Genomic DNA, 19,586 nt, shown 5'->3' on the forward strand with positions numbered 1-19,586 from the left:
GAAGCGGTGCCAGACTACCGTCATGGACGAACTTGATTCGGCGATCGTGCGGCTTCTCCAAACAGATGCGCGCCAGTCCAACCGGGAGCTGGCCCGCAAGCTGGGCGTGGCGGCCTCCACCTGTCTGGAGCGGGTGCGCTCCCTCACCCGCCGGGGCGTGATCCGCGGCTACCACGCCGACATCGACCCGGCGGCGCTCAACCGCTCCGTCCAGGCGATGGTCTCGGTGCAGGTGCGGCCGCTGAGCCGGGCGGTCATCGACGCGTTCAAGCAGTCGGCGGCGGAGCTGCCCGAGGTGCTCAGCGTGTTCGTGCTGGCGGGCGGGGACGACTTCCTGCTGCACGTGGCGGTGCAGGACCTCGACCACCTGCACGCGTTCCTGCTGGACCGGCTGAGCAAGCGGCGCGAGATCGCCGGCTTCCGCACCTCGGTCATCTTCCAGCAGGTCCACGACACCGCGCCGGCCCGCCTCCCCGACCCGCAGGACTAGCCGGGGAACCGCAGGTAGGCCACCGGCACGGTGTCCACCAGCCACACCCCGTTGGGGCTGACCCTGAACGCGTGCCCGGCCTCGTGCATCGCCCCGGCGTCCACCCCCAGCACGACCGGCCGTCCCCGGCGCGCCCCGACCCGGGTGGCCGTCTCACGGTCCGGCGAAAGGTGCACGTGGTGGCGTCCCATCGGCCGCAGCCCCTCGGCCCGTATCGGGGCCAGGCTCCTGGCCACGGTGCCGTGGTAGAGGTACGGCGGCGGCACGGCCACCGGCAGGTCGAGGTCCACCGGCACCGAGTGACCCTGGTTGGCGCGGATCCGGCCGTCGCGCAGCGCGAACCGCTGCTTGTCGCTGCCCGCCACGACCAGCTCCAGCTCCGCCCGCGTGATGGCGAACCCGTGCGCGGCGGCGGCCGTCAGCAGCGTGTCGACCTCGATCCAGCCGTGCGGGTCGAGCTCGACGCCGATGCGGCCGGGATCATGCCGTAGATGCCTGGACAGGTACTTCGACACGCGCACCATGCGCCGATCGTCCATACCGCGGGAGGATAGCGGGCGAATAATCGATTGCGCCCGTTCCGCGGCGCCCTCTACCGTCTAGGACATGCGCCTTTACCTGTGATTCGGCGGGGCCGACCTCGATCGGCCCGGCCCTCTGGCAGCCCATCAGCCGTGCGGTGACCATGCCCGCCGGCGAGTCCGTTACAGACGCGGCAGCTGCTTGCCGACCGGCTTTCCATGCCGCGTCGCGAGTCACGTGAAGGAGCTTCGTATGCGAGTACACGCAGGCAACAAGCGGAACAAGAAGGCCCCAGGTCTTCCGGGAACCCCGGCGTCGCCGGTCCCGCGGCGGATGCCCAAGCAGCCGCAGCGGCCGATCGCCCCGCCTCGGCGCATCCCGCCCAAGGGGCGCTAGACCACTACCGGGATGGTGGTGAGTGCGGCGCGCGGCCCGTACGCCATGGGCCCCCGCACACCACCGCGGCGCCCCGGCCTCCACGTGGGGCCGGGGCGCCGCGCTGGACCGCCTCGTGGATCAGTCGTCCGTCAGAGCCGCTCGATGATGGTGACGTTGGCCTGGCCGCCGCCCTCGCACATCGTCTGCAGGCCGTACCTGCCGCCCGTGCGCTCCAGCTCGTGCAGCAGCTTGGTCATGAGGACGGCGCCCGTGGCGCCCAGCGGGTGGCCGAGGGCGATGGCGCCGCCGTTGGGGTTGACGCGGGCCGGATCGGCGCCCAGCTCCTTGATCCAGGCCAGCGGCACCGGCGCGAACGCCTCGTTGATCTCCACCACGTCGATGTCGTCGATCGACAGGCCGGCCTTGTCCAGCGCCTTGCGGGTGGCGGGGATCGGCGCGGTCAGCATGTAGACCGGGTCGTCGCCCATGAGGGCGAGCTGGTGGATCCGGGCGCGCGGCGTCAGTCCGTGCTCGCGTACGGCCTGCTCGGAGGCGATGAGCACCGCGCCCGAGCCGTCGGAGATCTGCGACGACGTGGCCGCGGTGATCCGGCCGTCGTCCTTCAGCGTCTTCAGGGAGGCCATCTTCTCCAGCGACGTGTCGGGCCGGGGGCCCTCGTCGTCCTCGACGCCGTTGACGGGCGCGATCTGGTCGCGGAAGTAGCCGTTGGCGACGGCCTTGGCCGCCCGCTGGTGCGACTCGAACGCGAACCGCTCCAGCTCCTCGCGGGTGAAACCCCACTTCTGGCACATCAGCTCGGCGCCGCGGAACTGCGAGATCTCCTGCTTGCCGTACCGCTCGACCCATTTGTCGCCGAACGGGAACGGCATGCCCTTCTCCAGCGCGGCGGTGATCGACGAGCCCATCGGCACGATGCTCATCGACTCGACGCCGGCCGCCACCACCAGGTCCTGGGTGCCGGACAGCACGCCCTGCGCGGCGAAGTGGATCGCCTGCTGCGAGGAGCCGCACTGCCGGTCGATCGTGACGCCGGCGGTGGTCTCGGGGAGCCCCGCCGACAGCCACGCGTTGCGCGCGATGTCCATGCTCTGCGGCCCGAACTGCATCACGCATCCCATGACGACGTCCTCGACCGCCGCGGGGTCGACGCCCGTGCGGTCGATCAGCGCCTTGAGCGTGTGCGCGGCCAGGTCAGTGGGGTGGACGGTGGACAGGCCGCCCTTCTTCTTGCCGACCGGGGTGCGGACCGCCCCGACGATGTACGCCTCTGCCACAGTGCCTCCTGAAACCGAGCATTATTCGGTTATAGGGAGAGACTACAACAGAACGATGCTCTACGCCTTCCCGGCCGGGGGCAGCAGATCCGCCGCCGCGTCCACCCGGAACCGCCACCGGTCCACCACCAGGCCGTTCAGCGCCTCGGCCAGCCGCAGCGCCAGCACGCCCAGCCGCTCGGCGTCCTCGCCGCGCAGCTCGATCGCCGTCAGGTCCGAGGCGAACGGCAGCAGCTCCTGAACGGCCGGCGGCCGGCCCTTCTGCGGCACCACCAGCACCCGCACCCCGTCGCCGGTGTGGACGAACTCCTCCTCCTGCTCGACCTCGCCCAGCTCGGCCTCCAGCCGGGGCAGCAGCTCGTCGTCCGCCGGCCGTACGGGGACGATCACGGCGGGGCCTCCGCCCTCCTCGTCGGCGGGGTCGCTCACCTCGCCCCTGCACACCGCGAGCCCGCCCAGCCGGAACGCCAGGCCCTCGGCGAGGTAGCGGTCGAAGAAGTCGAAGGGCAGCGGCCCCTCGGCCGACACCCGGACCGCCCAGACCTGCTCCAGCATGCCGCCCACCAGGTCGGGCTCGGCCTCCACCGGCGCGTGGACCCGGACGTCGGCCGCCACGACGTCCTCACCGTCCTCGCGGGCGTCGGGATCGGCCAGTCGTACCAGGCGCAGGAGCTCGCCCTTGGCCGGCTTGGCGGGCAACGCCGCCGTCGGGCCAGTACGCAGTCTCCGCTTCGCCATCCAGCCCATGCGCGCCTCCGCGATCAGCTTCGGTAGGAGCTCGTCATTGTCGCGTAGACGATGACGTTATCGGTGTAGTGACCGATCGTGCGGTTGTACGAGCCACCGCAGGTGATGAGGTGAAGCTGCGCGTTCTCCCGGCTGCCGTAGACGCGCTCGGTGGGGAAGGTCTTCTTGCTGGCCTGCTCCACGCCGCCGACGGTGAAGACCGCCGTGATGCCGTCCTGGCGCCTCACCTCGATGGTGTCGCCGTTGAGCAACTCGTGCAGGCGGCTGAACACCGCACTGCGCGTGTAGGTGTCCTTGTGGCCGAGCATCACCGCGGCGCCGGCCTCGCCCGGGGTGGCCATCTCGCGGTACCAGCCCACCAGGTTCGGGTTGTTGGCCGGCGGGACCTGGATCGTGCCGTCCTTGGCCAGACCGAGCGACCTGACCGGGGCGTTCACGCCCAGCTTCTTGATCACGATGCGGACCGGGCTGGAGGGCATCATCGGCGGCGCCGGGTCGGGCAGCGGAAGGGGCGGCGGCACGGTCGGGGCGGCCTTGAACAGCGCCTGCGCCGGCTGACCGGTGGCCTTGCCGTCGGACTGGGCGCCCAGGGGGAGCTGGTCGCGCTGCGCGGCCAGGCCGTACTCCTCGGGGGAGTTGAAGACGATCAGCATGCCGGCCACCACCGTGATCACCCCGGCGATGGCGGCCAGGATCAGGACGGTCCGCAGAGCCCTGCCGCCCGGGTCCTGGGGCGGCTCGCCGTAGGGATAGTGCGGTGCCACGGCGCCGTCAGCCCCGGGTCACGCCGCGACGGCGCATCGCCAGCCCACCGGCGCCCGCGGCCAGGATCAGCGCCGATCCCACCAGCACGAACATCCGCCCGTCGGGGCCCATCTCCCCACCGGCACCGGTGTTGGCACCGGCCTTGGGCGTCTTGGAGGACCGCTTCGTGGGGGTTTCGACCACGGTGACGTAGCTGGTCTTGGTCTGCTTGGGGGTGGCGGTCGTCTTGGTGGGGGTCGGGGTGGGGGTGGGGGTGGTCGGGGTGGTGGTGGGTGTGGAGGTCGACGTCGAGGTGGAGGTCGAGGTGGGCGTGCCGGTGCCGACGACGAAGGCCATCGACGGGCCACCGCCCGCGGTATGAGGTGCGCAGTTGTACCAGGTGGTGTTGTTCACCTTCAGCGCGAACGCGTCGCCCTTGACGGCTATCGTGCCCGTCGCCGTCGGAGTCACCACGATGTTCATGGTCGGGATCGGAAGCGGCGAGCCGGCGGTGACCGTGCTGTAGGGGGTGACGGCTCCCGAGGCCACGATGGGCAAGGAAGGAGCCGGGGAGCCGCTAGGCGTCACCGTGGCGTCGGCGACGATGGTCGCTGTGGGGGTGATCGCTGCCGGCGCAGTGAGGGCTCCGGTGCTGGGCTGCACGATCCGCCAGTTGACCGTGACCGTCGCGTGCGGCGTGGCTGCCCCGGGCGTCACCATCTCCATGCCGAAAGGCACCGTCATGGTCGGCGCAGCAGCGGGGACACCGGCCCCGGTGGCAGGCGTGCAGACATACTGCCGCTCGACGGGGGTCGCCAGGGCGGCCACGGCTGGGATGACACCGAAGATACCTGCACCTGCTGCGGCTAAGGCGGATGTCTTGAGGGCGAGGCGGCGCCGCGCCTTGGACGTCAGCACTGTCCTTCTCCGTTTCGGCACAGGTTCAACAGGCGTACCAGACTGGCAGCCATTGGTCACGGTTAGATTGAGATCTTACGAACACTCCCTGTAAATCTCCTGTAAACCCGGAAACCCGTGCAAGTCGGGCTCTAGCCCTTCTTCTTGGACAGGGTGGCATAAACGATGATGTTGTCCGTGTAGGAGTGGGCTGTCTTGTTGAAGACGCCCCCACACGTGATCAGCCTGAGCTGCGCGTTCGCCGTGTTGCCGTACACCCGGCTGGTGGGGAACGCATTCTTGCCGACCTGCTCGATCCCGCTGACCGTGAACTTGGTCACCTTCTTGTCCGAGCGGTACACGTAGATCGCGTCGCCCTTGGCCAGCTCCCGCAGACGGTAGAACACGGCGGCGCCCTTGCGGGTGCTCACGTGGCCGTTGATCACCGAGGGGCCCAGCTCACCGGGCACGGGCGAGAAGCGGTACCAGCCCGTCAGGTTGGGCTTGGTCAGCGGCGGCGTGGTCAGGTTGCCCTTGAGGTCCACCGTGACGGAACCGACCAACGCGTTCACCTTGATCTTGGGGATCTTGATGCGGGTCGGCGCGGGCTTCTTCTTGGCCGTGGTCTTGGCGGGCGGGATCGGCGCGACGACCGGGGCCGCCGCCAGGGGCGGCGGGGCGTCGGGGCGGGCCGGGGTCAGCGGGACGTTCTTGCCGCCCGGTCCGACCGTCGGCGACAGCACGAACGCGCCCGCCGCGTTCTGGATCTGCACCGCGCTCGGCCCGGCCTGCGCCACCGTTCCCGGAACGGGGCCGGACCCGTCGTCCACGGCCGGGATCAGCGAGAGCAGCCCGACCATGATGGCGCCCACCCCGCCCAGCGAGCCGGCGACCAGCAGCGCCGGCATGGCCCTGTTCAGCGCCGACCGGCGCGCCTGCTTCCGCTCATCCACCTGCGCCTGCGGCAGCGCGGGCGGCTGGGGGTTCGGCTGCTCGTCCGGCTGGGCGTTCGTGTGCTCGGTCATCAGCGCTCTCCTCCGGCGTGCGCGGCCTGCCGTCTGCGCAGCAGCAGCCCGCCCGTGGCACTTCCCATCAGCAGCAGCGAACCGCCGGCGATCAGCCCGTACGAGGAGCTCGCGGGCTCCGGCGCCTCACCCGTGTCCACCCCGCCCTTGGGAGTCTTGGCCACCTGGGCCTTGACGTACCTGGTGGTCGTCGGCTTGGGCGACCGCGTCGGGGTCACCGTGGCCGTCGCCGTCGCCGTCCTGACGCCTCCGGTGACCACGCTGACGTGGCTCGTGCCGGGGGTGGGCGTGTAGTGCCACGTGTTGCCGGTGGTCGGCGTGGCACTCGTGGACGGGGTGGTCGGAGACGTCGGCGGGGGCGTCGTCGGGTCCGAGGTCGTGGGGGTGGGGCTCGTGGGGGTGGCGCCGGGGACGTTCACCTCGATGGCCCCCGGGTCGCCCTGGAGGGTGCAGGTGGCCTCGTTGTGCGAGGGCGGCTCGGTGATCTCACCGGTGCTCACCCGGAACGCGTCCACGTGCGCGGTCTTGTCGTCACCGTCGACGACGTTGACGACCTCGATCGTGTGCGGCCCGTACTCGAGCTCCGGCGACTCCCAGAGGACCTCCTTGGACCTGGTCCCGGTCATCGGCTCGCCGTTGCGGTCCTTGCCCGGCTCGACCAGCGGGTCGGTGACCGTGTCGCCGTCCAGGAGAATCCGCACGGGGCCGAGCCCCGGCTCGCGCCTGCCGATGTAGGCGACCTGGGTGCCCTTGAACTCCAGCTTGGCGACAGCGTCCTTCTCGGTGGTCGTGTGCAGGTCGTAGATGTGATCCGCGTACTGCTCAGGCGTTTGCTGGTGATACCAGCCTCCTGAGTACGTGACCAGCCTGTTGTCGTTGACCATGACCTCGCCCTTGGCGGGCTTGAAGCGCACGACCAGACCGGCCGGCTTGACGCGGATGGTGCCGGAGCGCTGCACGGACCCCGCGTCGGACAGGCCCGACGGCAGCTTGAGGAAGTCGCCGGGTACGAGCTCGGCCTGGTCCTGGGAGCCCTTCGGCCGGAGCTGGCCGGACCAGGCGCCGGTGATGTCCACCGTGCCTTCGAGGTTCAGCGTGGAGCCCTTCGGGAAGAAGCCGGGCGAGCCGAACTGCTTGCCGCCCAGATACTTGATCGACCACCCGACGTCCAGCATGCCCCCGGACGTGAGCCGGGGGGTGACGAGCGCCTCCACCTGCACACCGCCCGTCGCGCCGGCGACGCCTCCCGTGCAGAAGTACTTGGCGACGAGAGACGCCTCAGCCTGTCCTGGCTGGGATGCCACCACGAAGGCGGCGGACGCGGCCATGCCGACCGTTGCGGCGATCAACGCCTTGCGCCACCGATTCACCGGACACTCCGCTCACACATAGACCGAAGGTAGATCTTAAGGTCGATACCACTTTCAATCAGGCGATGTTCGGCACTTGTGATGAAGCCGTGTCCGCGCCACGAAAACCGGCGCCCGACCGGGTATGCCTCGGGGTAACAGAATCGTATTCTGGCGTCCGTTCACGCCTGCCTGGAGGAGACCGATGGAGCGAGACCTCTTCGAGGAGGAGCACCTGCTCTTCCGCGAGACCGTGCGCGAGTTCATGGCCCGCGAGGTGGTCCCGCACCACGGCCGCTGGGAGAAGGACGGCATCGTCCCGCGCGAGGTCTGGCAGAAGGCAGGCGAGCTCGGGATGTTCGGCTTCTCGGTCCCCGAGGAGTACGGCGGCGCGGGCGTCACCGACTTCCGGTTCAACACGGTGATCGTCGAGGAGATCATGCGCCACGGCGCCACGGGCCTCGGGTTCTCCCTGCACAACGACGTCATGGCCCCGTACCTGGTGGAGCTGACCGACGACGCGCAGAAGCAGCGGTGGCTGCCGGGCTTCGCGAGCGGCGAGCTGATCACCGCGATCGCGATGACCGAGCCCGGCGCCGGCAGCGATCTGCAGGGCGTGCGCGCCACCGCCGTCCGCGAGGGCGACCACTACGTGGTCAACGGGCAGAAGACGTTCATCACCAACGGCGTCAACGCCGACCTCGTCGTGGTCGTGGCCAAGACCGACCCCGCCGCCGGCGCGCGGGGCATCACGCTGCTCGTGGTCGAGCGCGGCATGGAGGGGTTCAGCCGGGGCCGCAACCTCGACAAGATCGGGATGAAGGCGCAGGACACGGCCGAGCTGTTCTTCGAGAACGTCCGCGTGCCCGTGGCGAACCGGCTCGGCCCGGAGGACGGCCAGGGGTTCTTCCAGCTCATGCGCAACCTGCCGCAGGAGCGCCTGTCGATCGCGGTGGCCGCGGTCGCCGCGGCCGAGGCCGTACTGGAGCAGACCGTGGAGTACTGCCGGGGCCGGCAGGCGTTCGGCCGGAGCGTCGGGTCGTTCCAGAACACCCGGTTCGTCCTGGCGGAGCTCGCCACCGAGACCGACATCGCCCGCCACTACGTCGACAAGTGCGTGCTCGCGCTCAACGCCGGGCGGCTGACGGCGGTGGACGCGGCCAAGGCCAAGTGGTGGACCACCGAGCTGCAGAACAAGGTCATCGACCGCTGCCTCCAGCTCCACGGCGGCTACGGCTACATGACGGAGTACCCGGTGGCCAGGGCGTGGGCGGACAGCCGGGTGCAGACCATCTACGGCGGCACCACCGAGATCATGAAGGAGATCATCGGCCGGTCGTTCGGGTTCTAGAGAGACCCGGTCGTCCGGCGCACGCCGGGCCTCATGGCGGCGCATACTGGCAACCATGGACAGCGGCCTGATCCTCCTGGTGTTCCTCGCGTTGCTGTTCGCCTGGGCCCTGAACCGCGTGCGGCGCGCGCTGCGCCTGGGCGCCGTCGGCTACGCCGGCATCATGATCGTCTTCGTGATCGTCATGCTGCTCCTCTGGGGCCAGACGTTCCGCTAGCCCGGCCGCACCGCCCTAGCCGCCGCTGCCCTCCAGGAGGACCCGCGCCACCAGCTCCGGATCGTCGCTCATCGGCACGTGGCCGCAGCCGAGCAGCAGCCTGACCCGCTGCCCCGACCACCGGGCCGCGCGCACGGCCTGGCGGCGCGGCAGCAGCCGGTCGTGCTCGCCCCAGGCGATCGTGATCGGCGCCTTGGGCGGCGCGGGCGGCATCATCCCGGCGAACGACTCCAGCGTCTCCTCGAACCCCGGCGCCGCGGCCAGCGCCTGCGAGGCGGCGACCAGCGCCTCCGGCGAGAGCCTGGAGGGATGGGCGACCAGCAGACCGGCGGTCAGCGCCCGGCCCGCCGGGGTGGAGGCGGCCCGGACCGCCTGCTCCGGCGGCATCGCGCCGGCCGCGGCCCGCATGGCGCGCAGCACCGTCCGGCCGTACAGGAGCTCGGAGCGTGACCAGAAGCCGGCCGGCGACAGCGCGGTGGCGGTGCGGACCACGCCGCGTGAGGCCAGCTCCAGCGCGATGTAGCCGCCCAGCGAGTTGCCCGCCACGTGCGGCTCCCGCACACCGAGCAGGTCGCAGAACGCCTCGACCGCGTCGGCCAGCGACTCCGCGGTGTACGGCGTGCCGGCGGGCAGCGGCGGCGAGACGCCGAATCCCGGCAGGTCGAGCGCGATCACGGTGCGCGAGGCGGCCAGCCGGTCCATCACCGGCAGCCATGCCTGCCAGTGGTGCCCGATGCCGTGGACGAGGATCAGCGGCGGGCCGGTGCCACGCCGCTCGAAGGCCAGCTCCATGCCGACGAGTGAACCACTCAGCGGCTACGGGTGGGAATCTCGAACCAGACGGCTTTGCCTTCCCTGGTAGGTCGCGAGCCCCAACGCCGGGCGAGCTGGTCCACCAGATAGAGGCCGCGGCCGCCCTCGTCGTTCTCCCCCGCGCTGCGGATGCGCGGCAGCCGCAGGTCCTGGTCGAACACCTCGACCCAGACGGCCTCGTCGCCCCGCCGCAGCCGCAGCGTGAATTCCTTCTCGCCCACGACCTCGTCCTCGAAGCCCGGCACGTCCCACGACTCGTCGAACGGCAGCGGCCCGTCCACGGTCAGCTCGCGGCGTGGCACGGTGGCGGTCGCCGCGTGCAGCACCACGTTGGTGACGACCTCCGACACGAGCAGGCAGGCCAGCTCGGCCCGCTCCTCCGGTACGTTCCACGCGTCGAACGCCTCGGACGCCATGCGGCGCGCCTCGCCCACCATGATCGGCTGGGCGGGGAACGTGCGCTCCTCCACGTCCAGGTCGGCCTGGGCGGAGCGGACCACGAGGATCGCCATGTCGTCGTCGATCTCGCCGGGCACGGCCACCGTGGCGGCGTCGGCCACCCGCTCCACCTCGGCGTCGGCGTACTTGGCGAGCTTCTCGCACAGCACGCCGAGTGTCTCCTCGTCGCTCGCCATCTGGCCGTCGCGGCTGGGGCGCCGGTCCACCAGGCCGTCGGTGTAGAGCAGCAGGGCGGCGCCGGGCGGCAGCACGCGGGTCTGCTCCTTGTAGACGAGGTCGGCGTGCAGGCCCTTGGCGCGCACACCCAGCGGCTGGCCGACCTCCTCGATGTCCATCTCGACGCACTCGCCGTCGACCAGCAGCAGCGGCGGCGCGTGGCCGGCGTTGGCGAACGACAACGTGCGCGACCAGGCGTCGTAGACGAGGTACTGGCAGGTCACGATGGGCGGGACGCTGATGTCGGCGCCGTTGTCGTCCTTCTCGGGAGTGGCGATGATGCGGGTCCACTCGTCGAGCCGGGCGAGGATGTCGGCGGGCGACTTGTCGTCCTGGGCGAAGGCCCGCAGCGCGGCGCGGAGCTGTCCCATGATCGCCGCGGCGCGGGCGCCCCGGCCCTCGACGTCGCCGATGACGATGCCGACCCGGCCGGCCGACAGCGGGATCACGTCGTACCAGTCGCCGCCGACCTGGGTCTGGATGCCCTGGCCGTGGGAGGCGAGCGGCGCCGCCGGGTAGTAGCGCACCGCGATCTGCAGCCCGTCGAGCTGCGGCAGCGCCCTCGGCAGCAGGTGCTTCTGGAACGACTCGGCGGTGTGGCGCTCCTCCTCGAACAGCAGCGCGTTGTCGATGGCGAGCGCGACCCGGGTGGCGATGGCGCCGACGAAGTCACGGTCGAACGCGTCGTAGTGGGGGCTGCGCCGGTCGGTCAGGTTGGACAGGCCGAGGTACATCTGGCCGAGGGTCTCGCCGCGCACGCACAGCGGAGCCACGATCGCGGAGGTCATGCCGACCTCGCCGCACAGCTTGGCGCTGTTCTCGCTCGGGCTGGGGAAGCTGTTGACCGCGAAGTCCTCGACGAGGATCGTCTCCTGGCGGCGCATCGCGACGTCGGCGTAGTGGCCGGGAGGGTAGCGGATCTCCGCGCCGACCGGCTTCCAGGTGCCGGGCGGCGGGGTCCAGCCCTGCACGTGCTGCGACACCCGGCGCACCAGGCGGTCGCCCTCCATCAGCTCGATGAAGCAGTGGTCGGCGAACTGCGGGACGAGCATCTCGGCGACCCGCTTGAGCGTCTCCTCGACGTACAGGGAGCCGGCGAGCCGCTCGCCGATGCGCTCCAGCAGGCCGAAGCGGTCCTTCTCGCGCTCGTTGCTGCGCAGCGCCTCCCGGGCGGTGATCACGATGCCGGTCACCGAGCCGGAGGAGTGACGCAGCGGCACGGCCTGGGCTCGGACGTAGACGATCGTGCCGTCGCCGCGCCGGACGTCGAACGTGCCCTCCCAGACGCCGCCCTTGAGCACGTGCTTGGCCAGCTCGACCGCGAGCGGGTGGTCCTTCTCGAGGATGCCGAGGGACAGCACCGACGTGTCACCGGCCACGGACTTGCCGGGCCGGCCGAACAGCTTCTCCGCGAACGGGTTCCAGTACAGGAGGTTGCTGAAGCGGTCGGTCACCACGACCGCCATCTCGGCGTGGTCCAGGACGGACTCCGCGGCGAGCTGGTCGGCCGCGTCCTCGGAGAGATCCCCCCAGCGCTTCATCCGGAGACCACTCCTAGGGGAGGCATGTGCGCAAAGCGAACCACGGACGCTCCTGCAACAGTCTTGACCGGAAGGGAGTGGAGGGCCTCCCTCGAGGGATTCAACCAAGCAGCAGCGCGCGCGTCAGCGCTTGGAGACGAAAACGTGCGCGGCAACGTCGCGCGGTAGCTCCGCGGGAATGTTGTTCGCGTCACCGTCACCTGTCACCCGTACACCGTCGTCGCTCGCCGCGAGCGTGACCTCGCGTCCGGGTTGTATCCCAACTTGCTTGAGTTTAAGCATCACGGCGGGATCGCTTTGCACTTGTTCGCTAATTCGCCGCACGACCACGGGTATGTCCCTCGGTCCGGCCAGGGCGGACATCGACGTCAAGATGGACACACTCGTGTCAGCCGGCTCCTGGGCTCCCAGCTCGCCCAGCCCGGGGATGGGATTGCCGTGCGGGCACGTCGTCGGGTTGTGCAGCAGCGTCACCAGGCGGGCCTCGACGGACTCCGACATCACGTGCTCCCAGCGGCACGCCTCGATGTGCACCTCTTCCCACGGCAGACCGATCACCTCGGTCAGCAGGCACTCGGCGAGGCGGTGCTTGCGCATCACCCGCGTGGCGAGGGTGCGGCCCAACTCGGTCATCGACAGGTGCCGGTCGCCCTCCACGCGGACCAGGCCGTCGCGCTCCATGCGGGCCACGGTCTGGCTCACGGTGGGGCCGCTCTGCTGGAGACGCTCGGCGATGCGGGCCCGGAGGGGGACGATGCCCTCCTCCTCGAGCTCGTAAATCGTCCGGAGATACATCTCCGTCGTGTCGATCAGGCCGTGTGCGGTCAAGGCTCCTCCCATCTGGAATGCTACGCCGGTCATGGCAGGGACTGAGCCCGTCCGCCTCGGGCACACAAGTCAGAGGAAACCTTACTTGCGTACCTCTTCACTTGCGGACAAGGACCGGCGATGGCAAAGGACGGCAACAACGGGGCGGCCCGGTTCCTTCCCGGCCACCTCGACCTGGACTCCCTGAGGGAGGCGTCGGCGGGCTGCCAGGGATGCGACCTCTACCGGAACGCCACCCGGACGGTCTTCGGCGAGGGGCCGGCGCGGGCCAGGTTCATGCTCGTGGGCGAGCAGCCGGGCGACCAGGAGGACCTCAAGGGCGAGCCCTTCGTGGGGCCCGCCGGGCGGGTCCTGGACCGGGGGCTGGAGGAGGCGGGCATCGACCGCGACGACGTCTACGTGACGAACGCGGTCAAGCACTTCTCCTTCGTCATGCGCGGCAAACGGCGCATCCACCAGAAGCCGACGGCCGCCGAGGTGGAGGCATGCCGGCCGTGGCTGACGGCCGAGCTGGCGGTGGTGGAGCCGGAGGTGGTCGTGGTGCTGGGCGCCACGGCGGCCCGGTCGCTGCTGGGGGCGGCGTTCCGGGTGACGCGGCAGCGGGGCGAGCCGGTGCCGCTGGGAGACGCGCTGGCTGTCGCGACGATCCACCCGTCGGCGGTGCTGCGCGCCCCGGACCGGGACGCGGCCTACGCGGGCTTCCTGGCCGACCTCAGGGTCGCCGCGGGCACCGTCAGGGGCGCCGCCTGACCCTCCGTACGACTGTTCGGCCCCCGTACGACTGCCTGAGCCTCGCTACGCGTCCGTACGGTCGCCGGAGCGGTAGTTCCTGAAGCGGGCGGCCGACAGGCCGACGGCCAGGACGGCGGCGGCGCACGCCAGCCCGCCCCCCACCCAGGCCGCGCCCAGCCCGAACGCGGCGGCCGTGGCGCCGGCCCGCAGCTCGCCCAGCCGCGGCCCGCCGGCCACGACCACGAGGAAGACCCCCTGCATGCGGCCGCGCATCTCGTCGGGCGCGTGGAGCTGGAGGATGGACTGCCGCCACACCGACGACACCACGTCGGCCGCCCCGCCCACGGCCATGAACGCCACCACGGCCCACAACTGGTGGACGAGCCCGGCGGCGGCGACGGACAGCCCCCACACGGCGATGACCGCGACCAGCCCGATCCCCTGCCGGGTGACCCGCCCGACCCAGCCGGAGAACAGCGCCCCGGCGGACGAGCCGATCGCCATGGACGCGTTGAGCCAGCCGAGGGCGAGGGGGTCGCCGCCGAACCGCTCGGCCGCCACCTGCGGGAACAGGGCGCGGGGGTACGCGAGCACCATCGCGATGATGTCCACCACGAACGACATGAGCAGCACCTGGCTGCCGAGGATGAACCGCAGCCCCTCGGCGACCGCCCGCGCACCGGGGCGCCGCACCTCGCCCTGCGGCGGCAGCGGCGGCAGGCGCAGCGCCGCGTACAGGCCGGCGCCGAACAGGACCGCGTCGAGCGCGTAGACGGCCGGATAGCCGGACCAGGCGAGGACGAGGCCGCTGATCATCGGCCCGGCGATGGCCCCGAGGCTGTGGACGAGGGAGTTGAGGGCGTTGGCCGCCGGCACGAGGTCGGGGGGAAGGACGCGGGGGATGATCGCGCCCCGGGTGGGCGAGCTGATCGCGAAACCGGTGGCGCTCACCGCTACGGCGGCCAGCAGGACGTAGACGTTGCCGAGGCCGAGGAGCGCCTGGAGCAGGACGAACAGGGTGCCCGTCCACGAGATGGCCGAGCCGGCGAGCAGGAGGCGGCGCCGGTCCACCGCGTCGGCGACCGCGCCTCCCCACAGGCCGAAGGCGACCAGCGGGACGAAGTTGGCCATGCCCAGCAGGCCGACCCAGAAGGACGAGTGCGTGAGGACGTAGACCTGCTGGCCGACCGCGACGAGAGTCGCGGCGTTGCCCACGTGCGAGACGGTCTGGCCGATCCAGATCCGCCGGTACGCGGGCACGGCCAGCGGCCGGGTGTCCAGTAAGTGACGTTTGACGAGCTCCCCGATTGCCACTTGACGCACATTAAGGGGCGAGTCTCTCCAAGACCCACCGGGTTCCGGTTCGCCGGTAACGGAGGCGGTCGTGCATCCGGTCGAGCTGGCCCTGCCAGAACTCCACCTCCAGCGGCACGACCCGGTAGCCGCCCCAGAAGTCGGGCACCGGCGGATCGTCCGGCCAGCGCGCCGCCAGCTCCTCGTAGCGGGCGTCCAGCTCCTCCCGCGAGCGCACCACCGCGCTCTGCCGCGACGCCCACGCGCCGACGCGCGAGCCGTACGGCCGGGAGCGGAAGTAGACCGCCGACTCCTCGTGCGGCAGCCGCACCACCGAGCCCTCCACGCGCACCTGGCGCCGGATGGGGTGCCACGGGAACAGCAGCGAGGCCCTGGCGTTCTCGGCCAGGTCGCGGCCCTTGCGGGACTCGTAGTTGGTGTAGAAGACGAAGCCGCTCTGGTCGTAGCCCTTGAGCAGCACGGTTCGGGCGCTGGGCCGGCCGCCGGCCGAGGCCGTGGCCAGCACCATGGCGTTCGGCTCGGGCACGCCGGCCTGCAGCGCGTCCTCGAACCACACGCTGAATTGCGTGATCGGATCGGGAGAGACGTCGGATTCGAGCAGCGGCTCGCCCTCATACGTGCGGCGAAGCCCGGCCAGCGAGGGCGGGCGCGAGGTGGCATCCACGAGACGGTATTCTTGCGCGCCCGGCCGCGGACCCCATACTGAGCCCCCGACCTGGGGCGATGGCGTTTCAACGGGTCCGGAGACCGAGCATGACTCGGCAGGGGGTTAAATTGACCCGCCGGTATCTCGACATCAACAGAGCGGTGGAGCTCGGGGCGAGAGAGCGAGGCAACAATGCCGACGAGTCCCGAAGCGGCCGCGACCGTACACGCAGCATTGCCGGAACATGGCAAGAAAGGGAGGCGGCCAACAATGTCCGACTTCAAACCCGGCCTCGAAGGCGTCGTGGCCTTCGAGACCGAGATCGCGGAACCGGACAAAGAAGGGGGCGCCCTTCGATACCGCGGCGTCGACATCGAGGAGCTGGTCGGCCGTGTCCCCTTCGGACACGTTTGGGGCCTGCTGGTCGACAACAAGTTCCAGCCGGGCCTGCCCCCGGCGGAGCCGTTCCCCATTCCCGTCCACTCCGGTGACATCCGGGTGGACGTGCAGAGCGCCCTGGCCATGCTGGCCCCGGCCTACGGCTTCAAGCCGCTGCTCGACATCTCGGATGAGGAGGCGCGCGACCAGCTCGCCCGTGCCTCGGTGATGGCCCTGTCCTTCGTGGCGCAGTCGGCGCGCGGCCTCGGCCTGCCGATGGTGCCGCAGAGCCGGGTGGACGAGGCCAAGACCATCGTCGAGCGGTTCATGGTCCGCTGGCGCGGTGAGCCCGACCCCAGGCATGTCAAGGCCATCGACGCCTATTGGACCTCGGCCGCCGAGCACGGCATGAACGCCTCGACGTTCACGGCCCGGGTGATCGCCTCGACCGGCGCCGACGTGGCCGCCGCTCTGTCCGGCGCCGTGGGGGCCATGTCCGGCCCGCTGCACGGCGGCGCCCCGGCCCGCGTGCTGCACATGATCGAGGGCGTCGAGCAGATGGGCGACGCCAAGAAGTACGTGCAGAGCGAGCTGGACAAGGGCCAGCGGCTCATGGGCTTCGGCCACCGCGTCTATCGCGCCGAGGACCCGCGTGCCCGCGTGCTCCGCCGTACCGCCAAGGAGCTCGACGCGCCGCGCTACGAGGTGGCGGCCGCGCTGGAGCAGGCGGCCCTGGAGGAGCTGCACGCCCGCAAGCCCGACCGTGTGCTGGCCACCAACGTGGAGTACTGGGCCGCCGTGGTCCTCGACTTCGCCGAGGTGCCGTCGCACATGTTCACCTCGATGTTCACCTGCGCCCGCACGGCCGGTTGGGCCGCGCACATCCTGGAGCAGAAGCGGACGGGCCGCCTGGTCCGCCCGAGCGCCAACTACATCGGCCCGGCCTCGCGTCCGCTCAGCGACGTGCCCGGGGCCGCCGAGGTCGCCGGCACCATCTGACCCGGCGCCGATCCGGCCGGCTCGCCGCCCGGGTGCCCGTCACCCGGGCGGCACAGCTCGCCGCTCCCCGGACTCCCTCACTTGGGCGGAGCTCCGCAGCCGGCCACCTCAGCCGTCGGCCTGCACACCCAGCGGGCCCGGATCGGCTGCCCCGACTCGACGGACATGAGCCATACCTCCCGCTCCTGCGCGTCGTGGTTCCTGGCGTCGCCGGAGAAGGCCACCGACCCCGTGGCGCCGTCGAAGCGCAGGCCCCTCAGGTTGTAGTGCACGCCGTCACGGATGTCCTCCGCGCCGCTCTGCGTCCGGTACGCGTCGACCGCGATCGCCACCGCCTGCGCCGCGTCGTAGCCGAACGAGGCATGCGCGAACGAGAACACGAACGACGTGCCCGCCCACTGCCGCAGCGTCTTCTGCCCCTGGTTGAGCGAGGCGTCGCGCACGTCGGTCAGCGACACGAACGACAGGGTCGTGTCGTGCCCGCGCCCGTTCGAGGCGACGTCGTTGGCGACGGCGCCCGTGAGGTCGTCCGAGACGACCAGCCTGACCTGCCGCCGCTCGCATGAGGCTCCCCACGCCCGCTTGAGGCCACTGAGGAAGTCGGCCCGGCCCGTGTAGTAGACGACCCGCGCACCGCTCCCGCACGCCTCCTCCATGGCCGCGCCGAGCGAGGCGTCGTCGCTGAACGAGTGCTCGGACTTCTCGCCCGGATAGTCGCGCAGGAACAGGTTCTTCAGGTCCTCGCTGTACAGCTCGCCCGGCTGCCGCTGCCAGACCACGGCGACGCTCGGCTTCGGCGCCACGCCCTCGCCCAGGCCCAGCGTGGCCAGCCACTCCACCGTGGCCCTGGTCTGCAGCTCGTCGACGACCGCGAGCCGGAACAGGTACGCCGAGCGCTGCTGCCCGGCCCCGGCGAGCTGGCCGACCGTGCTCACCGTGCTGACCATCGACAGGTTGGCCCCGGTCAGCACGTTCACGGCCCGCCTGACCTCCTCGCGGCTCCAGGCGAAGCCCACGACGGCCGTCAGCGAGGGGTCGCGCCGGGCACGGTCCTCGATGTCCCTGGCCGCCAGCTCGGCGCTGAGGAAGTCCTGGCCGGTGTTGGCGAAGACGACCTTCATCTTCCAGTCGGACTTGCTCCGGTTGTAGCTGTCCTGGTACGCGCCGATGCCGGTGAGCTCGCCCGCCACCGCGGCCATCTGGCCGTCCTTGAACGCCGCGCCCGGCTGCGTGGTGAGCGGGCCGAGGTAGGCGACGGTGAAGACCTTGGCGGCGAACGGGATCTGCGAGTTCTGCCGCTCGATGCGGCTCAGCACCGGCTGGACGAGGGGGTGGGGGCCCATCTTCTCCAGCGCTCCGAGGCCCACGCACTGGTCGGCCACCCTGGTCAGCTCGGCGCCGCAGCCCGCGGTCGCGACGACGGCCCCGGTGAGGGGCAGCACGAGCAGCGCCGCCACCGCCAGCCAGTACGCCAGCGGCCGGACGGGCAGCATCCTGTGACGCTCGTCCCCGCCGGCCCCGGCCTGCGCCTCCGCCTCTGCCTCCGCCTCGATCAGCAGGTACGGGCTGGGCCGGACCCAGCGGACCCGATTGCGCCAGTCGTGGAAGAGCTGCACCGCGTCCGCCTCGGGGCCGCTGGGCGGCTCCACGGGCTCGGTCCCGGGGGCCACCGTGGTGGAGGCGACCACCAACAGCGGGCCCTTCTGCCCGGCGACGGTCCTGACCTCGTTGAGCAGCTCCATGAACCGGCGGCTGGCGGTGCCGGGGTCGGCGTTCCTGAGCTGGAGCACGGGATAGGTGTCGCGGCCCCAGCCGGGCCACGGGATGACCCGGCGCTGGTACGCCTGGCGCAGGTCCTCCAGCAGGGCGGCGACCAGCAGCCGCTCGACCTCCTCCGGCGGCGCCTCGCTGACGCGCACCGCGTACTCGATGACGCTCTCGTCCCGCCCGCGCCGTAAGTAGGGGGCCCGGCGGAACCAGCGGTAGAAGATCGGCCCGCGGATCAGCAGCAGGGCGTGGACGAGTCCGCCGACGAGCGCGACCGCGATGCCCGCGCCCCACACCAGCAGGCTGATGCCGTCAACGAGCTTCTGCAGCCCGTACGCGGCCAGGCCGGAGGCGGGGATCCAGGCGGTCATGGCGCGGCCCACGTAGTCGGCCATGGCCCTGCGCACCCGGCCGGTGCGCGCCCGCTCCTTGCGCCACTCGATCAGCCACTGCCGGAACACCAGCCGCTTCACCACGGGGTTCGGCGGGGTGCCCGCGCCCGGGACCTCGGCGCCGCGCCGGCTCCAGGCCCACAGGGCGAACAGGGTCAGCGGGAACCGGGGCGGCGGCAGCAGTGTGCCGCGCGCCCAGGTGGACAGCATGCCCTGGGCGCCCGCCAGCCGCTCGACGATGGCCGCCACGTCCGTGAAGCCCTTGGCGTGGATCTCCGCGTACGGCACCCGCCGGCCGAACCGGGCCGCCGTGCCGGCCGCCTGCCCGGCCGCCGCCGGATCGCCGGTGAGCACCAGGATCGGCAGCCCGCGCTCCTTCGACAGAGGCGACGGCCGCCGCACGGCCTCGTCGATCACCTGGTACACCGGGCTGTCGGGCATGATCGAACCGGCCTCCGGACTCGACTGCTCCCCCGAGACTCACCT

General features: G+C 71.4%; 18 protein-coding genes. 5 read left to right on the top strand and 13 right to left on the bottom strand.

Annotated features, from left to right (window positions below):
- Positions 1-22: 22 nt before the first annotated feature.
- Positions 23-490, top strand: a complete 468-nt coding sequence (locus tag AB0H64_RS06660) for an Lrp/AsnC family transcriptional regulator (protein ID WP_357620864.1) — start codon at positions 23-25, stop codon at positions 488-490.
- On the opposite strand, the gene AB0H64_RS06665 is transcribed toward AB0H64_RS06660, so the two are convergent.
- The 7 genes from AB0H64_RS06665 to AB0H64_RS06695 form a co-directional block, all read right to left on the bottom strand.
- Positions 487-1,029 carry an RNA 2'-phosphotransferase gene (locus tag AB0H64_RS06665; RefSeq protein WP_357620866.1) on the bottom strand — a complete coding sequence of 181 codons (543 nt, stop codon included), beginning with the start codon at positions 1,027-1,029 and terminating at the stop codon, positions 487-489. The two genes, AB0H64_RS06660 and AB0H64_RS06665, sit on opposite strands and share 4 nt — an antisense overlap.
- A 510-nt stretch (positions 1,030-1,539) precedes the next feature.
- Positions 1,540-2,685 (bottom strand): acetyl-CoA C-acetyltransferase, encoded by a 1,146-nt coding sequence (locus AB0H64_RS06670; RefSeq protein ID WP_357620868.1) that lies wholly within the window; start codon positions 2,683-2,685, stop codon positions 1,540-1,542.
- Between the two features lie 60 nt (positions 2,686-2,745).
- Entirely contained in the window at positions 2,746-3,423 is a 678-nt protein-coding gene (locus AB0H64_RS06675) for a hypothetical protein (RefSeq protein WP_357620870.1), read from the bottom strand.
- A 23-nt stretch (positions 3,424-3,446) separates the two neighbouring features.
- On the bottom strand, positions 3,447-4,196 hold the full coding sequence (locus AB0H64_RS06680; RefSeq protein ID WP_357620872.1) for a class F sortase: 750 nt from the start codon (positions 4,194-4,196) through the stop codon (positions 3,447-3,449).
- Between the two features lie 7 nt (positions 4,197-4,203).
- Positions 4,204-5,004, bottom strand: a complete 801-nt coding sequence (locus AB0H64_RS06685) for a hypothetical protein (protein ID WP_357620874.1) — start codon at positions 5,002-5,004, stop codon at positions 4,204-4,206.
- 221 nt (positions 5,005-5,225) lie between these two features.
- Positions 5,226-6,098, bottom strand: a complete 873-nt coding sequence (locus tag AB0H64_RS06690; RefSeq protein ID WP_357620876.1) for a class F sortase — start codon at positions 6,096-6,098, stop codon at positions 5,226-5,228.
- Positions 6,098-7,468 (bottom strand): hypothetical protein, encoded by a 1,371-nt coding sequence (locus AB0H64_RS06695; RefSeq protein WP_357620878.1) that lies wholly within the window; start codon positions 7,466-7,468, stop codon positions 6,098-6,100. Before AB0H64_RS06695 ends, AB0H64_RS06690 begins: the two co-directional genes overlap by 1 nt.
- A gap of 184 nt (positions 7,469-7,652) precedes the next feature.
- Between AB0H64_RS06695 and AB0H64_RS06700 the strand changes: the two genes are divergently transcribed.
- Together AB0H64_RS06700 and AB0H64_RS06705 are read left to right on the top strand one after the other, a co-directional pair.
- On the top strand, positions 7,653-8,798 hold the full coding sequence (locus AB0H64_RS06700) for an acyl-CoA dehydrogenase family protein (protein WP_357620880.1): 1,146 nt from the start codon (positions 7,653-7,655) through the stop codon (positions 8,796-8,798).
- 55 nt (positions 8,799-8,853) lie between these two features.
- The gene (locus AB0H64_RS06705; protein WP_355435339.1) at positions 8,854-9,015 is read left to right on the top strand and encodes a hypothetical protein; all 162 of its coding nucleotides are present in this window, start codon (positions 8,854-8,856) and stop codon (positions 9,013-9,015) included.
- 15 nt (positions 9,016-9,030) lie between these two features.
- Here AB0H64_RS06705 and AB0H64_RS06710 read toward each other — a convergent pair whose 3' ends face one another.
- The 3 genes from AB0H64_RS06710 to AB0H64_RS06720 all read right to left on the bottom strand — a co-directional run bounded on the left by AB0H64_RS06710 (position 9,031) and on the right by AB0H64_RS06720 (position 12,872).
- A complete protein-coding gene (locus tag AB0H64_RS06710; RefSeq protein WP_357620883.1) occupies positions 9,031-9,807 on the bottom strand; it encodes an alpha/beta fold hydrolase in 777 nt (258 codons plus the stop codon).
- A gap of 17 nt (positions 9,808-9,824) precedes the next feature.
- Entirely contained in the window at positions 9,825-12,044 is a 2,220-nt protein-coding gene (locus tag AB0H64_RS06715) for a SpoIIE family protein phosphatase (RefSeq protein WP_357620885.1), read from the bottom strand.
- A 123-nt stretch (positions 12,045-12,167) separates the two neighbouring features.
- The gene (locus tag AB0H64_RS06720; protein ID WP_357620887.1) at positions 12,168-12,872 is read right to left on the bottom strand and encodes a metal-dependent transcriptional regulator; all 705 of its coding nucleotides are present in this window, start codon (positions 12,870-12,872) and stop codon (positions 12,168-12,170) included.
- A gap of 120 nt (positions 12,873-12,992) precedes the next feature.
- Here AB0H64_RS06720 and AB0H64_RS06725 point away from each other — a divergent pair, with 120 nt between their 5' ends.
- Positions 12,993-13,622, top strand: coding sequence for a UdgX family uracil-DNA binding protein (locus AB0H64_RS06725; RefSeq protein ID WP_357620889.1), 630 nt, complete (start codon positions 12,993-12,995; stop codon positions 13,620-13,622).
- A 45-nt stretch (positions 13,623-13,667) separates the two neighbouring features.
- Here AB0H64_RS06725 and AB0H64_RS06730 read toward each other — a convergent pair whose 3' ends face one another.
- Both AB0H64_RS06730 and pdxH read right to left on the bottom strand, forming a co-directional pair.
- Entirely contained in the window at positions 13,668-14,918 is a 1,251-nt protein-coding gene (locus tag AB0H64_RS06730; RefSeq protein ID WP_357620891.1) for an MFS transporter, read from the bottom strand.
- 10 nt (positions 14,919-14,928) lie between these two features.
- Complete coding sequence (gene pdxH / locus AB0H64_RS06735) at positions 14,929-15,582, bottom strand: pyridoxamine 5'-phosphate oxidase (RefSeq protein WP_310706850.1); 654 nt, start codon at positions 15,580-15,582, stop codon at positions 14,929-14,931.
- 252 nt (positions 15,583-15,834) lie between these two features.
- Between pdxH and AB0H64_RS06740 the strand changes: the two genes are divergently transcribed.
- Positions 15,835-16,941: a citrate synthase 2 gene (locus AB0H64_RS06740; RefSeq protein ID WP_310706851.1), complete on the top strand. Its 1,107-nt coding sequence runs from the start codon at positions 15,835-15,837 to the stop codon at positions 16,939-16,941.
- A 77-nt stretch (positions 16,942-17,018) separates the two neighbouring features.
- On the opposite strand, the gene AB0H64_RS06745 is transcribed toward AB0H64_RS06740, so the two are convergent.
- Entirely contained in the window at positions 17,019-19,541 is a 2,523-nt protein-coding gene (locus AB0H64_RS06745) for a hypothetical protein (protein WP_357620893.1), read from the bottom strand.
- Positions 19,542-19,586: the final 45 nt, after the last annotated feature.

Source organism: Nonomuraea sp. NPDC050733 (assembly GCF_040654215.1).
GTDB lineage: Bacteria > Actinomycetota > Actinomycetes > Streptosporangiales > Streptosporangiaceae > Nonomuraea.

Coding starts and splice junctions, on each gene's coding strand:
- AB0H64_RS06725 (WP_357620889.1), top strand. CDS start 12,993: ATGGCAAAGGACGGCAACAACGGGGCGGCCCGGTTCCTTCCCGGCCAC.
- AB0H64_RS06690 (WP_357620876.1), bottom strand. CDS start 6,098: ATGACCGAGCACACGAACGCCCAGCCGGACGAGCAGCCGAACCCCCAG.
- AB0H64_RS06700 (WP_357620880.1), top strand. CDS start 7,653: ATGGAGCGAGACCTCTTCGAGGAGGAGCACCTGCTCTTCCGCGAGACC.
- AB0H64_RS06660 (WP_357620864.1), top strand. CDS start 23: ATGGACGAACTTGATTCGGCGATCGTGCGGCTTCTCCAAACAGATGCG.
- AB0H64_RS06740 (WP_310706851.1), top strand. CDS start 15,835: ATGTCCGACTTCAAACCCGGCCTCGAAGGCGTCGTGGCCTTCGAGACC.
- AB0H64_RS06665 (WP_357620866.1), bottom strand. CDS start 1,029: ATGGACGATCGGCGCATGGTGCGCGTGTCGAAGTACCTGTCCAGGCAT.
- AB0H64_RS06705 (WP_355435339.1), top strand. CDS start 8,854: ATGGACAGCGGCCTGATCCTCCTGGTGTTCCTCGCGTTGCTGTTCGCC.
- AB0H64_RS06715 (WP_357620885.1), bottom strand. CDS start 12,044: ATGAAGCGCTGGGGGGATCTCTCCGAGGACGCGGCCGACCAGCTCGCC.
- AB0H64_RS06710 (WP_357620883.1), bottom strand. CDS start 9,807: ATGGAGCTGGCCTTCGAGCGGCGTGGCACCGGCCCGCCGCTGATCCTC.
- AB0H64_RS06745 (WP_357620893.1), bottom strand. CDS start 19,541: ATGCCCGACAGCCCGGTGTACCAGGTGATCGACGAGGCCGTGCGGCGG.
- AB0H64_RS06675 (WP_357620870.1), bottom strand. CDS start 3,423: ATGGCGAAGCGGAGACTGCGTACTGGCCCGACGGCGGCGTTGCCCGCC.